The organism is Massilia sp. Leaf139 (genome assembly GCF_001424165.1).
Lineage (GTDB): Bacteria > Pseudomonadota > Gammaproteobacteria > Burkholderiales > Burkholderiaceae_D > Telluria.
Genome location: NZ_LMOJ01000012.1, coordinates 292,645 through 307,728, shown reverse-complemented (window position 1 = coordinate 307,728; position 15,084 = coordinate 292,645). Strand labels below are relative to the sequence as shown.

General features: G+C 65.2%; 13 protein-coding genes and 1 other RNA gene. 10 read left to right on the top strand and 4 right to left on the bottom strand.

What is annotated here, in order from left to right; translation table 11 throughout:
- Positions 1-56: 56 nt before the first annotated feature.
- Positions 57-1,757: a thiamine pyrophosphate-binding protein gene (locus ASF77_RS09940; protein WP_056338455.1), complete on the bottom strand. Its 1,701-nt coding sequence runs from the start codon at positions 1,755-1,757 to the stop codon at positions 57-59.
- A gap of 130 nt (positions 1,758-1,887) precedes the next feature.
- Between ASF77_RS09940 and rnpB the strand changes: the two genes are divergently transcribed.
- Positions 1,888-2,234: RNase P RNA component class A (rnpB, locus tag ASF77_RS11180), an RNA gene on the top strand.
- A 7-nt stretch (positions 2,235-2,241) separates the two neighbouring features.
- On the opposite strand, the gene ASF77_RS24240 is transcribed toward rnpB, so the two are convergent.
- Positions 2,242-3,054, bottom strand: a complete 813-nt coding sequence (locus ASF77_RS24240; protein ID WP_156648829.1) for a hypothetical protein — start codon at positions 3,052-3,054, stop codon at positions 2,242-2,244.
- Positions 3,055-3,056: 2 nt separating this feature from the next.
- On the opposite strand from ASF77_RS24240, the gene glpK reads away from it, so the two are divergent.
- A complete protein-coding gene (gene glpK, locus ASF77_RS09930; protein ID WP_056338448.1) occupies positions 3,057-4,544 on the top strand; it encodes a glycerol kinase GlpK in 1,488 nt (495 codons plus the stop codon).
- Positions 4,541-5,080, top strand: a complete 540-nt coding sequence (locus ASF77_RS09925; protein ID WP_156648828.1) for a PH domain-containing protein — start codon at positions 4,541-4,543, stop codon at positions 5,078-5,080. Before glpK ends, ASF77_RS09925 begins: the two co-directional genes overlap by 4 nt.
- A 33-nt stretch (positions 5,081-5,113) precedes the next feature.
- Here the strand turns inward: ASF77_RS09925 and ASF77_RS09920 are convergent, their stop codons facing one another.
- Together ASF77_RS09920 and ASF77_RS09915 are read right to left on the bottom strand one after the other, a co-directional pair.
- Positions 5,114-5,812 carry a fumarylacetoacetate hydrolase family protein gene (locus ASF77_RS09920; RefSeq protein WP_056338442.1) on the bottom strand — a complete coding sequence of 233 codons (699 nt, stop codon included), beginning with the start codon at positions 5,810-5,812 and terminating at the stop codon, positions 5,114-5,116.
- Between the two features lie 328 nt (positions 5,813-6,140).
- A complete protein-coding gene (locus ASF77_RS09915) occupies positions 6,141-7,103 on the bottom strand; it encodes an AAA family ATPase (protein WP_229445355.1) in 963 nt (320 codons plus the stop codon).
- Positions 7,104-7,554: 451 nt separating this feature from the next.
- On the opposite strand from ASF77_RS09915, the gene mraZ reads away from it, so the two are divergent.
- From mraZ to mraY, 7 genes are read left to right on the top strand one after another with little or no spacing between them, the layout of a single operon-like run.
- Complete coding sequence (gene mraZ / locus ASF77_RS09910; RefSeq protein WP_056338436.1) at positions 7,555-7,983, top strand: division/cell wall cluster transcriptional repressor MraZ; 429 nt, start codon at positions 7,555-7,557, stop codon at positions 7,981-7,983.
- Positions 7,984-7,990: 7 nt separating this feature from the next.
- A complete protein-coding gene (rsmH, locus tag ASF77_RS09905) occupies positions 7,991-8,965 on the top strand; it encodes a 16S rRNA (cytosine(1402)-N(4))-methyltransferase RsmH (RefSeq protein ID WP_056338434.1) in 975 nt (324 codons plus the stop codon).
- A complete protein-coding gene (ftsL, locus tag ASF77_RS09900; RefSeq protein WP_056338431.1) occupies positions 8,962-9,237 on the top strand; it encodes a cell division protein FtsL in 276 nt (91 codons plus the stop codon). The genes rsmH and ftsL overlap by 4 nt, the downstream gene beginning before the upstream one ends.
- Positions 9,234-11,027, top strand: a complete 1,794-nt coding sequence (locus ASF77_RS09895; protein WP_056338427.1) for a penicillin-binding protein 2 — start codon at positions 9,234-9,236, stop codon at positions 11,025-11,027. The genes ftsL and ASF77_RS09895 overlap by 4 nt, the downstream gene beginning before the upstream one ends.
- A gap of 1 nt (position 11,028) precedes the next feature.
- Positions 11,029-12,540, top strand: coding sequence for a UDP-N-acetylmuramoyl-L-alanyl-D-glutamate--2,6-diaminopimelate ligase (locus ASF77_RS09890; RefSeq protein WP_373961827.1), 1,512 nt, complete (start codon positions 11,029-11,031; stop codon positions 12,538-12,540).
- 1 nt (position 12,541) lies between these two features.
- Positions 12,542-13,912 (top strand): UDP-N-acetylmuramoyl-tripeptide--D-alanyl-D-alanine ligase, encoded by a 1,371-nt coding sequence (gene murF, locus ASF77_RS09885; RefSeq protein WP_056338421.1) that lies wholly within the window; start codon positions 12,542-12,544, stop codon positions 13,910-13,912.
- Positions 13,912-15,081, top strand: a complete 1,170-nt coding sequence (gene mraY, locus ASF77_RS09880; RefSeq protein WP_056338418.1) for a phospho-N-acetylmuramoyl-pentapeptide-transferase — start codon at positions 13,912-13,914, stop codon at positions 15,079-15,081. The genes murF and mraY overlap by 1 nt, the downstream gene beginning before the upstream one ends.
- Positions 15,082-15,084 lie beyond the last annotated feature (3 nt).

Sequence of the window (15,084 nt, the reverse complement as noted above, 5' to 3'; positions counted from 1 at the left end):
GTTGCCCATAAAAAAAGCCCCTGCAAGACAGGGGCTCGTTTCCCAGCCGCTGACGCTCAGCCCGCCTTGGCCGCCTGCGCCGCCTCGCGCATCGCCTCCAGGGTCAGGTTCGGCGTGATCAGATTGCCGTCGTAGCGCAGTTCGATCAGGGCCGGCAGGTTCTTGCCGTTCGCGTGCTCCAGCGCGCGCGCCAGGGCCGGTGCGAAGTCCGCCGTCTTCTCGACGATCTCGCCATGCGCGCCGTAGGCCTGGGCCAGCGCCGCGAAGTCTGGATTGTGCAGGGTGGTGCCCGAGACGCGCCCCGGATAGGTTTTCTCCTGGTGCATGCGGATGGTGCCGAACATGCTGTTGTTGAAGACGACGATGACGACGCCGGCCTGGTACTGCACGGCGGTGGCCAGCTCCTGGCCGGTCATCATGAATTCGCCGTCCCCGGCAAAGGTGACGACGCTGCGCTCTGGATGGACGATCTTCGCCGCCACGCCCGAAGGAACGCCGTAGCCCATCGCCCCATTCGTCGGCGCCAGCTGGGTGCGCATGCCGCCGTAGCGGTAGAAACGGTGCGCCCAGGAGGCGTAATTGCCGGCGCCGTTGGTGATGATGGCATCGCGCGGCAGCACGGCCATCATGTCCTGCACCACCTGCCACAGGTCGAGCGGCGCCAGGCCGTCCTTGAAAATCGGCGGCTGCTGCTGGAAAGCGGCCAGTTCGGCTTTCGCTTCTTCGACCGTATGGCGCCAGGCGCCGGCATCGACCGGTTCCATCGCGGCCAGCATGCTGGTGATGTGCGGCGCGCCGCTGGCGATCATCAGTTCGGCCTGGTAGACGCTGCCCAGTTCTTCCGGATCGGCATGGATGTGGATCAGGCGCTGGCTCGGCACCGGCGAAGCGAGCAGGGTGTAGCCGCCGGTCGTCATCTCGCCCAGGCGCGGGCCGATGGCGATGATCAGGTCGGCGTTCTTTACGCGCGCGGCCAGCTTCGGATTGATGCCGATGCCGACGTCGCCGATGTAGTTCGGATGCGCGTTATCGAGCAGATCCTGGAAGCGGAAGGTGCAGGCCACCGGCAGCGCGTTCGCTTCGGCAAAAGCCTGCAGGTCGGCGCAGGCCTGCGCGTTCCAGGTGCCGCCGCCGAGCAGCACGACTGGGCGCTGTGCTTCAGCCAGCATCGTGCGCAGGGTGGCGATCTGCGCGGCGGAGGGCGCTGCCTGCACCGGCTGGTAGCGGCGGGTATCAGGCACTTGCGCGGTCTCGACCAGCATGTCTTCCGGCAGCGCCAGCACCACCGGGCCCGGACGGCCGCTGGTGGCGACCTGGAAGGCGCGCGCGATGTATTCGGGGATGCGGTCGGCGCGGTCGATTTGCGCCACCCATTTCGCCATCTCGCCGTACATGCGGCGGTAGTCGATTTCCTGGAAGGCTTCGCGGTCGATGAAGTCGTTGCCGACCTGGCCGATGAACAGGATCATCGGCGTGGAATCCTGGTAGGCCGTGTGCACGCCGATCGAGGCATTGGTGGCGCCCGGGCCGCGCGTGACGAAACAGATGCCGGGCTTGCCGGTCAGTTTGCCGTAGGCCTCGGCCATGAAGGCCGCGCCCCCTTCCTGGCGGTTGATGACGAAGCGGATGCTTGAGTCGTGCAGCGCGTCGAGCACGTCGAGATAGCTTTCGCCAGGCACGCCGAAGGCGGTGTCGACGCCGTGGACATGCAGTGCATCGACCAGGATCTGGCCGCCGGTGCGAAGAGGGTGCGTCATGTGTCGGTCATCCGTTTAGTTGGGCATCGTGGCATTCTATGCAATCGACCGACCTCGGGCTTTTGAAATGGCGACACCGATTTTCAGAAATGACGGCACCCAGACTATCGTAGGTTACAATGCTGCCCGTGAAGCAGGCCAGACAGCCGCTGGCTGGTATCGCAAGGTACCGGCGGGAGGAAGGTCCGGACTCCACAGAGCGGGGTGACGGTTAACGGCCGTCCGCCGAAAGCCAGGCGCAAGCCTGGTATAAGGCGAGGAATAGGGCCACAGAGACGAGCGTATTCAGTTACGGTGAAACGCGGTAACCTCCACTCGGAGCAATTCCAAATAGGCACGCGTTGATGTTGCTCGCGGAGCGTGCGGGTAGGAAGCTTGAGCGCCGGAGTAATTCGGCGCCTAGAGGAATGGCTGTCATAGGGGCGTCCCGCAAGGGAGACCACTACACAGAATCCGGCCTATCGGCCTGCTTTACACTGAATTTTCAATCCGCTGCCTTGGTTCCGGGACGGAGGTGCAACTTGCACACTGCCGACGCACAAAGCACGTCAATGGGCTGCGGACTGAATGGAAGCGCCTGCATCTGCCAGGCGCCGTCGTCGACCTTGAACTCGATGGCGTCGGCGCGCGAACGCAAGCCGATCATGATCGGGCTGCCCACTTCGAAGCCGCCTGCCATCGGCACACTCGACATCAGTGCCTTGCCTTTGTACAGATTCCTTTTGACCTGTAGTTCTGTGCCGTCGGCGTGACGCCGTTCAACGTAAATGCAGGCGTGATGATCCGAAGCGCCGCTGCTCACGCATACGCCGCCGCGCGGTCCAAATCGTGGGTGCGTGTTGATTCGCTTGATCGTCAGTTCAACAGTCATGTCAAGCGGGGCATCGATGGTGTCGGTCTTAAATTGATGAAAGGCACCACCTGGAGCATTGATCAAGAGGACTGTATCGTCGGGTGCTGGAATAGCGAGAAAGGTCGAGTCACGGACATACTCGGAAAGCGTCGTTGCGCCGCTGGCTTCCAGCTGTTGACGGGTAACGATCGCAACCGGCCGCGCTCCGGTCGTTTCTTGCGGCGCTGCGGGGCTGATTGGCGTGCTCCCGCAGCCAGTGAGCGACAACAGCAGAATACAGGACAAGGTAAGACGTAGACCCATGGTAATCTGACAAGTCGCAAATGGCGCATTGTAAGGTTTTATTGCCATAAAGAAAACAACCGCCTGAAAAAATAGACTCTGGCTACAATGCATCGGCGCCAGTAGCCGGCAGGCGCCCATGCAGGCTTCTTGCGGAGACATCGATGCCCCAATACGTCCTCGCCCTGGATCAGGGAACGACCAGTTCCCGCGCCATCCTGTTCGACCGCCAGGGGCAGGTGTTCGCCTGCGCCCAGCAGGAGTATCCCCAGCATTTCCCGCAGCCCGGATGGGTCGAGCACGATGCCCTCGACATCTGGAACAGCCAGCTCGCCTGCGCGCGCAAGGTCATCTCCGACAGCCGCGTGCCGGCATCGCAGATCGCCGCTATCGGCATCGCCAACCAGCGCGAGACCACCGTCGTCTGGGATCGCGCGACCGGAGCACCCATCGCGCGCGCCATCGTCTGGCAGGATCGGCGCACCGCCGGCGCCTGCGACCGCCTGCGCGAAGCGGGCCATGCACGCCAGATCGCGCGCAGCACCGGGCTCGAGCTGGACGCCTATTTTTCCGCCACCAAGCTGCAATGGCTGCTGGAGAACGTGCCCGGCGCGCGCGAACGGGCCGAGCGCGGCGAATTGTGCTTCGGCACCATCGACAGCTGGCTCGCCTTTAAACTTTGCGGGCGCCATGTCACCGACGTGAGCAATGCGTCGCGCACGATGCTCTACAACATCCATACGATGCGCTGGGATCCGGCGCTGCTCGAGCTGTTCGGCGTGCCCGAGGCGATGCTGCCGGAAGTCGTGCGCAGTTCGGGCCAGGTGGGCAAAGTCCATAGCGAATGGTTCGGCGCGCCGATTCCCCTGTCCGGCATCGCCGGCGACCAGCAGGCGGCGACCTTCGGCCAGGCCTGCTACGACAAGGGCATGGTCAAGAACACTTATGGCACCGGCTGCTTCATGCTGATGCATTCGGGTTATGTGCCGCCGGTCTCGCGCAACCGCCTGCTGGCCACCATCGGCTGGAAGGTCGACGGCCGCACCGACTACATGCTCGAGGGCAGCGTCTTCATGGGCGGCGCCACGGTGCAATGGCTGCGCGACGGTCTCGGCATCATCAAGGACTCGAGCGAGGTCGAGGCGCTGGCCACCTCGGTGCCGGATGCCGGCGGCGTGATGCTGGTGCCGGCCTTTGTCGGCCTGGGCGCGCCGCACTGGGATGCGTATGCGCGCGGCACTATCGTCGGCATGACCCGCGGCACCACCGCCGCCCACATCGCGCGCGCGGCGGTGGAAGCCATCGCTTACCAGAGCGCGGAACTGCTGGCGGCGATGCAGAAGGACGCGGCCTGTCCGGTGATGGAAGTGCGCGCCGACGGCGGCGCCGCACGCAACGATTTATTGATGCAGTTCCAGGCCAATCTGTTGGGCGTGCCGGTGGTGCGCCCGCTCGTCACCGAGACGACGGCGCTGGGCGCGGCCTACCTGGCCGGGCTGGCCGAAGGCTTCTGGCGTTCGCGCGAAGAGATCCAGGCCCTGTGGTGCGCCGAGCGCCGCTTCGAGCCCGACATGCCGGCCGAACTGCGCGCCGAGTTGCGCGCACGCTGGGCGCGGGCGGTCGAGCATGCCAAGGGCTGGGTCGAGCATTGAACGGCGCCACTACCTTTGCGGTTCCCGCAGTGGCCGACCTCGTGTACTGGACGGTGTTCGCCATTGCCGTGTCGGTGGTGGCCGCGCCGCTGCTGGTGCGGCGCCGCGATGGCCCCGCGCTTACCCTGCGCAATATCGGCCTGGCGACGATCCTGATCGTGCCCCTGACGGCGGCGCTCGCCTTCACGATGTCGGACAACGAACTGCGCCTCGACGGCGACCGGATCGTGCTGCACGCGGCGCACTTCTACCAGGCGGAGCGGCCGCTGGCGGAGTTCGACCTGGCACGGGCGCGCAGCGGCCGCTACGACGCGATTCCCGAAGCCCGGCTTGGCGTGCGCACCAACGGCATCGGCCTGCCTGGGTATGCGGCGGGCTGGTACACCGCACGCGATGGCGGCGCCATCGTGGTGTTGCTGACCGACCGCGAGCGCGTCGTCTACCTGCCTGCGCGCAGCGGCCCGGCGCTGCTGATCAGCGTCGAGCAGCCGGAGCGATTTCTGGCGGCCCTGCGGGCGGCGCAGACGGGGCGCTAGGCCGGTCAAAAGGGCGCATGCGCCCCTGCGTGCTTACTTCTCGACGATCTCAAGATCGAACTCGTCGACCCCCGCCACTTCGCCATGCACCCGGTCGCCCGGCTGCAGGGCGCCGACGCCGCCCGGCGTGCCCGTGAAGATCAGGTCGCCCGGCGCCAGCGTCACCAGGCGCGACAGGTGGCTGATGATGTCGGCGATCGGCCAGATCATCTCGTCCAGGCAGCCGTCCTGGCGCACTTCGCCGTTGACCAGCATGCGGATGCAGGCATTCTCGGTGGGATGGCCGAAGGCGCTGACCGGACGCAGCGGCGTGCAGGGCGCGGAGGCGTCGAAGCCTTTCGCCATGTCCCACGGGCGGCCCGCTTCCTTGGCCACCGCCTGCAGGTCGCGCCGGGTCAGGTCGATGCCGACGCCATAGCCCCACACCTTGCTCAATGCCTCGTCGGCCGGAATGTCGGCGCCGCCGGCGCGCAGGGCGACGACCAGTTCGATCTCGTGGTGCAGGTCGCGCGTTGCCGGCGGATAGGGCAGGGCGCCTTCGGCCGGCACCACGGCGTCGGCCGGCTTGGTGAAGAAGAAGGGCGGCTCGCGATCCGGATCGCTGCCCATCTCGCGCGCATGGGTCGCATAGTTGCGGCCGACGCAGAAGACGCGGCGGATCGGGAAGCGGGCGCTGCTGCCGAAGATGGCGAGCGAAGGCGTGGCGGGCGGAGTGAAGGCGAACTCGGTCATGGGGCTCTCTGGTTGAAGTGATGGCTTCATTCTAGCGCTGCGTGGTGTTTGGTGGCTGACGCTCACGGGCGCGATCGGGTGGGGACGCGTATCGCCGCGTGGGCTGCGCTCGCTTTTCGATGATTTTTCCTGTACGGGTGGAGCAGCCCGGTGAAACCGTCATCGCGGCCATTGGCCACGATGACCCCTACGGTATCAGGGGTTTTCGAATCGAGATAAGCGTAGGGTGGGCGGCTCCATCGTGGAGAAAGCGTCAGCGAAAAGCGTGCGCCGCCCACGCGGTGATACGCGCCGCCCGAGAACCAATGAACGCTCCCGCACCCAGCGGCTAAAACCCGATCCGCGCCCGCCCCGGCAGCGGCCGCAGCCGCACGTCTTCAGGCGTCACGTGCCCGCGCCCATCGGCCACCGCATACCCCAGGCTGTCGAGCAGGACTTTGCGCAGGTCGCGCGGGGCGACACCGGCCAGCTTGTCGAGCACCGCATCCGCCAGGCGCGCGTCGAAGCCGGACAAATTCAATTCCACCAGCAGCGCCGCAACCATGCGCTGGGCGATGCCGGCGGCCTGCTCGGGCGTCGGCGCCGGCACTTCGTAGACGGCCATCCGGTTCAGCAGCGGCGCCGGGATGCCCTCGGTCGAATTCGCCGTCAGCACCCAGAAGATCTGGCTGGCGTCGATCTCGACGTCGATGAACTCGTCGCGGAAGGCGCGCGCCGTTTCCGGTTCCAGCAGCTGGTAGAGGGCGGCCAGCGGATCGGACTGCGAGGAGCCGCTTGCCTTTTCCACTTCGTCGAGCACGACGACGGGATTGGCATACTGGCCGCGCACCAGGCGCTCGGCCACCTTGCCGCATTTGGCGCCGCGCCAGCTGGCCGAGCTTCCGGTGATGACGAAGCCGGCCGAGAGCGCGTTCATGCTGATCAGCTCGCAGTCGGTGCCCATCACGCGCGCCAGGCGCTTGGCGAAATGGGTCTTGCCCACGCCCGGCCCGCCCAGCAGCAGGATCGGCATGACATTGAAGCCCTTGTTGCCGGCATGGGCCAGGCGCAGGTAGCGCGCCAGGTCGTCCAGCACGCTGTCGAAATTCGGGCATTCCTCGAACAGCGGATCAAGTGCGTCGGTCGAGGCGGGGGTGGTGACGAAACGTTCGGGCCCGGCCCCCAGCATGCGTTCGTAGAAGGCTTCGAGCTCGGGCGAGCGGCCGCGGCTGCGATCGAGGGCATCCTGGACGTCGAGCAGGTCGTAGACGGTGCGGGTGCGGGCGATGGTCAGGCTCAGGTGGAGGCTCAAGTTCATCTCCTTGCGATTACGACAACATCAACGCCCGGGTTCGCCGAACTGCCGGGCGCTGAGAAATCCTAATCCTTCCCGCATGAATCTGCAATTTCCTGCTGTGCAGTGTGGGTTGTAGCTGCGCATAAGAGAAGAGCCGTCTTTACAGAAAAATTTTCTATAAAGCAACGGTGTAAGCAACCTGTCTAGATGAGGTAAGACTTTCACACTTTAAGCTAAGTGCTTAATTTTCCGAGAGATTTTGTCTTGACACTGCTTGAGCGTTACGCGCTAAGTCCTTCATTTCATTAACAAAATCCGGATTTTTCCTACCGGAATTCGCTTGACCAGTAACAACGCTTCCTCTAAAGTGGGAAACGGTGTGAAAAAGTGCAGTTTTGTGGGAGAAAATGAATTCTCCCGGCGCGCAAAACAACTAAACTGAAAACTCTCCAAGCTAGGTATTTACGTGTTTCAAGGCGCGTCAGCGATCAATCTCGATGCGAAGGGCCGGATGTCGATTCCGGCAAAGCATCGTGACGCCCTCGCGCTGCAATGCGAAGGCCGCCTCACGCTCACCCGCCACCCGCACGGCTGCCTGTTGTTTTTCCCCCGTCCCGTCTGGGAAACCCACCGCGACCAGATCGCCGCCTGGCCCATGTCGGCGCGCGCCTGGCAGCGCATTTTCCTTGGTAACGCCTGCGATGTCGAGATGGACAGCGCCGGCCGCGTCCTGATCTCGCCCGAACTGCGCGCTGCCGTCGGCCTGGAAAAAGAAGTGATGATGCTTGGCATGGGCACCCATTTCGAAATCTGGGACGCCGCCAAGCTGGCCGCCGATGAAGCATCCGCCGTCGCCGGCGGCATGCCCGATGTACTTTCCAATTTCTCTTTCTGAGGCACGGATGACGATTGCCACTCCGGTGCCCGAATTGCAGCATCGCACGGTGCTGCTTGACGAAGCGGTCGATGCGCTCGACCTGGCCGGCGTTCGCGCCGACGGCATCTATATAGACGGCACGTTCGGCCGTGGCGGCCACAGCCGCCTGATCCTGTCGCGCCTGGGGCCGAACGGCCGCCTGGTCGCCTTCGACAAGGATCCGATGGCGATCGCCACCGCCGAGCAGATCCACGACCCACGATTCTCGATCGTCCACGACAGCTTCGCCACCATGGGCTCGGCCTTGGCCGCCCGGGGCGTGGCGCAGGTGGACGGCATCCTGCTCGACCTGGGCATCTCTTCGCCCCAGGTCGACGACGCCACACGCGGATTCAGCTTCCGCAACGACGGCCCGCTCGACATGCGGATGGACACGACACGCGGACTTTCGGCCGCCGAATGGGTAGCCACGGCGACCGAACAACAACTGGAAAAGGTTATACGTGATTATGGGGAAGAACGGTTTGCTTTTCAGATTGCAAAGGCGGTTGTTGCTCGCCGGGCAATCGAGCCAATTTCAAGCACACGCCAGCTTGCCGCAATCGTGGCAGACGCGGTCAAGACTAGGGAAAAAGGCAAGGATCCGGCCACCCGTACCTTTCAGGCTATCCGGATTTTCATCAATAAAGAGCTTGAGGACCTCGAGGCAGGGCTGACGGCTGCCTACGCCATGCTCGCGCCAGGCGCGCGCATGTCGGTGATCAGCTTCCACTCGCTCGAAGACCGCATGGTCAAGCAATTCCTGGCCAGCAAAGCCAAGGTGGCGCAGCCGGACCGCCGCCTGCCGATCCGTGCCGTCGACCTGCCGCAGCCGCAGATGAAGCTGATCGCCAAGATCAAGCCGTCCGATGCGGAAGTCGACGCCAACCCGCGCGCCCGCTCGGCGGTGCTGCGCGTGGCCGAACGCCTCGACGACGTGGCGAAGGGCACGGCGAAATGAGCAACAAGCTCAACATCGTGCTGGCGGCCGGCCTGATCGCCTGCGGCCTGACGCTCGTGAACGCGCGCTACCAGGCGCGCCACCTGTTCATCGAGCTCGAGCGCCTGCAGCAGACGGGACGCCAGCTCGACATCGACTGGGCCCAGCTGCAGCTGGACCAATCGACGCTGGGTAAAAGCGAACGCATCGAACAGATTGCCCGGACCGAATTGAATATGACTCCGCTGACCCCGGCCCGCACCCAGTACCTGACGGCGGAGGGCGCGCAATGAAGCGCGACAAGCCGTTTACGTCCAGCCGCACGGGGCGCGTCGCCGCCGCCAAGGGCATGGCCTTCTCGAAGAGCCCGGTGCTGGCCGTGCGCCTGCCCGACTGGCGCTCGCGCGTCGTGCTGTTCGTGCTGTTCGCAGCCTTTGCCGCGCTCGGCCTGCGCGCACTGTGGCTGCAGGCCATGTCGACCCAGTTCCTGCAAAAGCAGGGCAAGAGCCGCTACGAGCGCACGCTCGAACTGCCTGCCACGCGCGGCAAGATCATGGATCGCCACGGCCAGGTGCTGGCATCCTCGCTGCCGGTGAAAGCCGTGTGGGCGATCCCCGAAGACGTGCTGGCCTCGCCGCCGGAAAAGCTGGCGGAACTGGCGCGCCTGCTCGAGATGCCGGAATCCGAACTGCGCAAGAAGCTCGATTCCGACCGCACCTTCGTCTACCTGAAGCGCCAGGTCGAGATGGACGTCATCGCCAAGATCGACAAGCTGAAAATCAGCGGCCTCGACACCCGCAAGGAATACAAGCGCTTCTACCCGCAGGGCGAAGTCATGACCCACATGGTCGGCTTCACCAACGTCGAAGACGTGGGCCAGGAAGGCATGGAGCTGGCGCAGCAGAAGTCGCTGGTCGGCGTGCCGGGCAGCCGCAAGGTGATCAAGGACCGCCTGGGCCGCATCGTCGAAGACCTGGGCCTGTCGCGCGAGCCGCATGACGGCAAGGATTTGACCCTGTCGGTCGATTCCAAGCTCCAGTACATCGCCTTCACCAGCATCAAGAACGCGGTCGAGAAGTTCAACGCCAAGGCCGGCGCCGCCGTCGTGCTCGACGTGCACACGGGCGAGGTGCTGGCGCTGGCCAACTACCCGACCTACAACCCGAACGACCGCAAGAAGCTCACCGGCGAACAGCTGCGCAACCGCGTCATCACCGACACCTATGAGCCGGGTTCGATCATCAAGCCGTTCACGGTGGCGCTCGGCCTGGAAAAGAAGATCATCACCCCGAACACCGTGTTCGACACCGGCTCCGGCCGCATCACGGTGGGCGGGCGCACCATGCGCGACTCGCACCCAAAGCCGATGCTGACCACCAGCGGCATCATCCAGAAGTCGTCGAACGTCGGTGTGGTCAAGATCTCTCAGATGATCCCGCCGCAGGAAATGTGGGAGCTGTACACCAAACTCGGCTACGGCCAGGCGCCGCGCTTCGGCTTCCCGGGCCCGGCCGCCGGCCGCGTGCGTCCATGGAAATCCTGGCGTCCGGTCGAATACGCGAACATGTCCTTCGGCCACGGCCTCTCGGTCTCGCTCTTGCAGATGGCGCGTTCCTACATGGTCTTCGCCCGCAATGGCGACATGATCCCGCTCTCGTTCGTGAAGCTCAACGAAGAGCCGGTCGGCCAGCAGATCATCTCGCCGAAGACCGCGGCCCAGGTGCGCACCATGCTCGAATCCGTCGTGAGCCCGGAAGGCACGGCTTCGCGCGCCCAGGTCGCCGGCTACCGCGTCGGCGGCAAGACCGGCACAGCGCAGAAGATCGTCGACGGCCGCTATTCGCATACGAGCTATGTCGGTTCCTTTGTCGGCATCGCGCCGATGTCGAAGCCGCGCTTCGTGATCGCCGTGATGGTCGACGATCCGAAAGGGGCCGTCCACACCGGCGGCGGCGTTGCGGCGCCTACTTTCGCCGACCTGGCAGCGAGCGCGCTCAGGGCGGACAACATTCCACCGGATTCGTCGGTCACCGACATCATCATTCCGGAAATGCCACTCGAGGAGAGCGTGGATGGCGCTTAGCATGAACGAGATCTGCAAGTGGATCGTTGCCGCCGCACCGGGCGGCAAACTCGTTTCCGACTCGCGCCAGGTGACGCCGGGCGACGTGTTCTTCGCCTATCCGGGCGAAACCGCGGACGGCCGCCGCTTCATCGCGCAGGCCGTGGCCAATGGCGCCGCCGCCGTCGTCTTCGAGGAACGCGATTTCGCCTGGGACGACGCGCTCGCCGTGCCGCACCTGGCCGTGCCCGGCCTGAAACCGCAGGCCGGCCTGATCGCGCACGCCGTCCTCGGCCAGCCCGACGCCGACATGTTCACCGTCGGCGTGACCGGCACCAACGGCAAGACTTCCTGCGCCGTCTGGCTCGGCCAGGCCTTCGCCAAGCTGGGCGAGACCGCCGCCGTGATCGGCACCCTGGGCGTGGCCATGTACAGGAAAGGCAGCGAACCCGAGTTCGCCGTCACCGGCTACACCACGCCGGACGCCGTGCTGCTCGCCAGCCGCCTGTCCGCCGTGCGCGAAGCGCGGGCGCGTTCGCTGGCGATCGAAGTGTCCTCGATCGGCCTGGTGGAAGGGCGCCTGGCCGGCCTGCATTTCGACGTCGCCATCTTTACGAACCTGACGCGCGACCACCTCGACTACCACGGCACGATGGAAGCCTACGAGGCGGCCAAGATCCAGCTCTTCGAATGGCCCGGCCTGCAAACCGCCGTGATCAATCTGGACGATCCGGCCGGCCAGCGCCTGGTGGCGCACCTGCGCGCGACCCGGCCCCAACTCGCCATCACCGGCTACACGCTGGACGATGAGGCGGCGCAGCCGGCCATCGAAGGCGTGGCTATCCTGCGCGCCTCGAACAAACGCAGCCGCCCGCAAGGCAGCGAATTCCAGTTGACGGCGCCGCAAGGCGGCGCGCTGGTGAAGACGCAGCTGGTCGGCCACTTCAACATCAGCAATGCGCTGGCGGTGCTGGGCGCGCTGCTGGCCAAGGGTGTCGAATTGCCGCGTGCGGTCGAGGCGATCGAAGCGCTGCTGCCGGCCCCGGGCCGCATGCAGCAGGTCGGCGGTCAGGACGCACCGCTGGTCGTGATCGACTACGCGCACACGCCGGACGCGCTGGAAAAAACCTTGCAGGCGCTGCGCCAGGTGGCGAACGAGCGCGGCGGCCAGCTGTGGTGCGTGTTCGGCTGCGGCGGCGACCGCGACCCGGGCAAGCGTCCGCAGATGGGCGCCGTCGCCCAGATGGCCGACCAGGCCATCGTCACCAGCGACAATCCGCGCAGCGAGGAACCCGGCGCGATCATCGCCCAGATCCTGGCCGGCATGAATCAAGAAGGCGTGCAGGCGATCGAGGATCGGGCCACTGCGATCCTGGCCGCCGTCAAGCAGGCTAACAAGCAGGACGTGATCCTGCTGGCGGGGAAGGGCCACGAGCCCTACCAGGAAATCAAGGGCAAGAAGCTGCCGTTTTCCGACGCCGACCACGCCGCGCTGGCCTTGAGCGCGCGGCTCACCATGATGAGGACTCACTAGCATGCGCGGTACGCTCGCAACTTTGATTGCGTCGATGCCCGGCGCGCAGCTCACCGCTGACGCGCCTTTCGACAAGGTCTCGACCGACAGCCGTACGGCGAATGCCGGCACGCTGTTCGTCGCATTGCGCGGCGACATCCACGACGCCCACGACTTCCTGCCGCAGGTGGCCGCCAACGGCGCCGCCGCGGTCATCGCCGAGCGCCTGCCCGCAGGCTGGACGCTGCCGGCCATCCTCGTGCCGAACACCTTGACGGCCCTCGGCCAGATCGCCAACCACTGGCGCCGCCAATACGCGATTCCCCTGATCGGCGTCACCGGCAGCAACGGCAAGACGACGGTCAAGGAAATGATCGCGTCCATTCTGGCCGCCGCCTTCGGCGAACAGGCGCGCCTGGCCACGCAGGGCAACCTGAACAACGAGATCGGCGTGCCGCTGACGCTGATGCGCCTGGAAGCGTCGCACCGCGCCGCCGTCGTCGAACTGGGCATGAACCATCCGGGCGAGATCGCACGCCTGGCCGCGATCGCGCAGCCGACGGTCGCCATGGTCAACAACGCCCAGCGCGAGCACCAGGAATTCATGCACACGGTGGAAGCGGTGGCGCAGGAAAACGGCTCCGTGTTCGCCGCGCTGCCGGGCGACGGCGTGGCCGTCTATCCGGGCGACGACACCTATACGGCGCTCTGGCAGGGCTTGGCCGCACATTGCCGCAGCCTGACCTTTGGCATGCTGGACACCTGCGACGTGCACGCGTCCTATGCCAGCAACGGATTCGGTAACAAATTGAAAGTAACGGCGCCGGGCGCCACGTTTGAACTGACACTGGCGGCCGCGGGCGAGCACAATGTGCGCAACGCGCTGGCCGCGATCGCCTGCGCGCTGGCCGCCGGCATCGGGCACGACGTGATCGTGCGCGGCCTGGAAGCCTTTGCGCCGGTGGGCGGCCGCCTGCAGCGCAAGCAGGCCGCCAACGGGGCGCTCGTCATCGACGACACCTACAACGCGAACCCGGATTCGATGCGCGCCGCGATCGACGTGCTGGCCAGCTATCCGGCGCCGCGCATCCTGGTGGTCGGCGACATGGGCGAAGTCGGCACGCAGGGACGCGAGTTCCACGAAGAGATCGGCGCTTACGCGCACAACCGCGGCATCGAGACGGTGCTGGCGACGGGGGAACTTTCGCGGCACATGGCCGCATATGGCACCCGACATTTTGAGCAGTTTGAGGATGTTTTGGCAGCACTGGACAAGCAACTGGGCGGCAATTCTGATGCAACTGTGTTGGTGAAAGGCTCGCGCTTCATGAAGATGGAGCGCGTCGTCAATCACCTGATCGGATCCACACACACTGGCAAGGACGCCCACTAATGCTTCTCTGGCTTGCACAATACCTGCAGGACTATATCGGTCCGATGCGTGTCTTTAACTTCATCACCTTCCGTGCGGTGTTCGCCGCGATCACCGCGATCGCGCTCGGCCTGATCACCGGGCCGGCCGTGATCCGCAAGCTGACCGAGATGAAGGTCGGGCAGGCGGTGCGCACGCAAGGCCCGCAGACCCACCTGAAGAAACACGGCACCCCGACCATGGGCGGCGTGCTGATCCTGATCGCGATCGCGATTTCCACGCTGCTGTGGTGCGACCTGTCGAACCGCCTGATCTGGCCGGTGCTGATCGTCACGCTAGGCTTCGGCGCCGTCGGCTGGGTGGACGATTACCGCAAGGTGGTCTACCAGGATCCGGAAGGCATGCGCTCGCGCGAAAAATACTTCTGGATGTCGCTGGTCGGCCTGGCCGCTTCGCTGTATCTGGCGTTTTCGGTGTCCGAGAAGACCCCGTGGGGCGTGGCCCAGCTGTTCTGGGCCTGGGTGCAGTCCGGCTTCTCGCTCGACCTGCCGCCCAAGGCCGACCTGATCGTCCCCTTCTTCAAGACCATCAGCTATCCGCTGGGCGTCTGGGGCTTCATCGCGCTGACCTATTGCGTGATCGTCGGCACCTCGAACGCGGTCAATTTCACCGACGGCCTCGACGGCCTGGCCATCATGCCGACCGTGATGGTGGGCGGGGCGCTGGGCCTGTTCGCTTACCTCACCGGTAACGTCACGTATGCGAAATACCTGTTCATTCCGCACATCGAGGGCGCCGGCGAGCTGCTGATCTTCTGCGGCGCGATGGCGGGCGCGGGCCTGGCCTTCCTCTGGTATAACGCGCACCCGGCGCAGATGTTCATGGGCGACGTCGGCGCGCTGGCGCTGGGCGGCGCGCTTGGGACGATTGCCGTCATCGTGCGCCAGGAAATCGTCCTGTTCATCATGGGCGGCGTGTTCGTGGCCGAAACGCTGTCGGTGATCATCCAGGTGACCTGGTTCAAGTACACCAAGAAGCGCTACGGCACCGGCCGCCGCGTCTTCCTGATGGCGCCGCTGCACCACCATTTCGAACAGAAGGGCTGGAAGGAGACCAAGGTCGTGGTGCGCTTCTGGATCGTGACGATGGTGCTCGTCCTCGTCGGTCTCTCTACACTGAAACTTCGTTAAAGC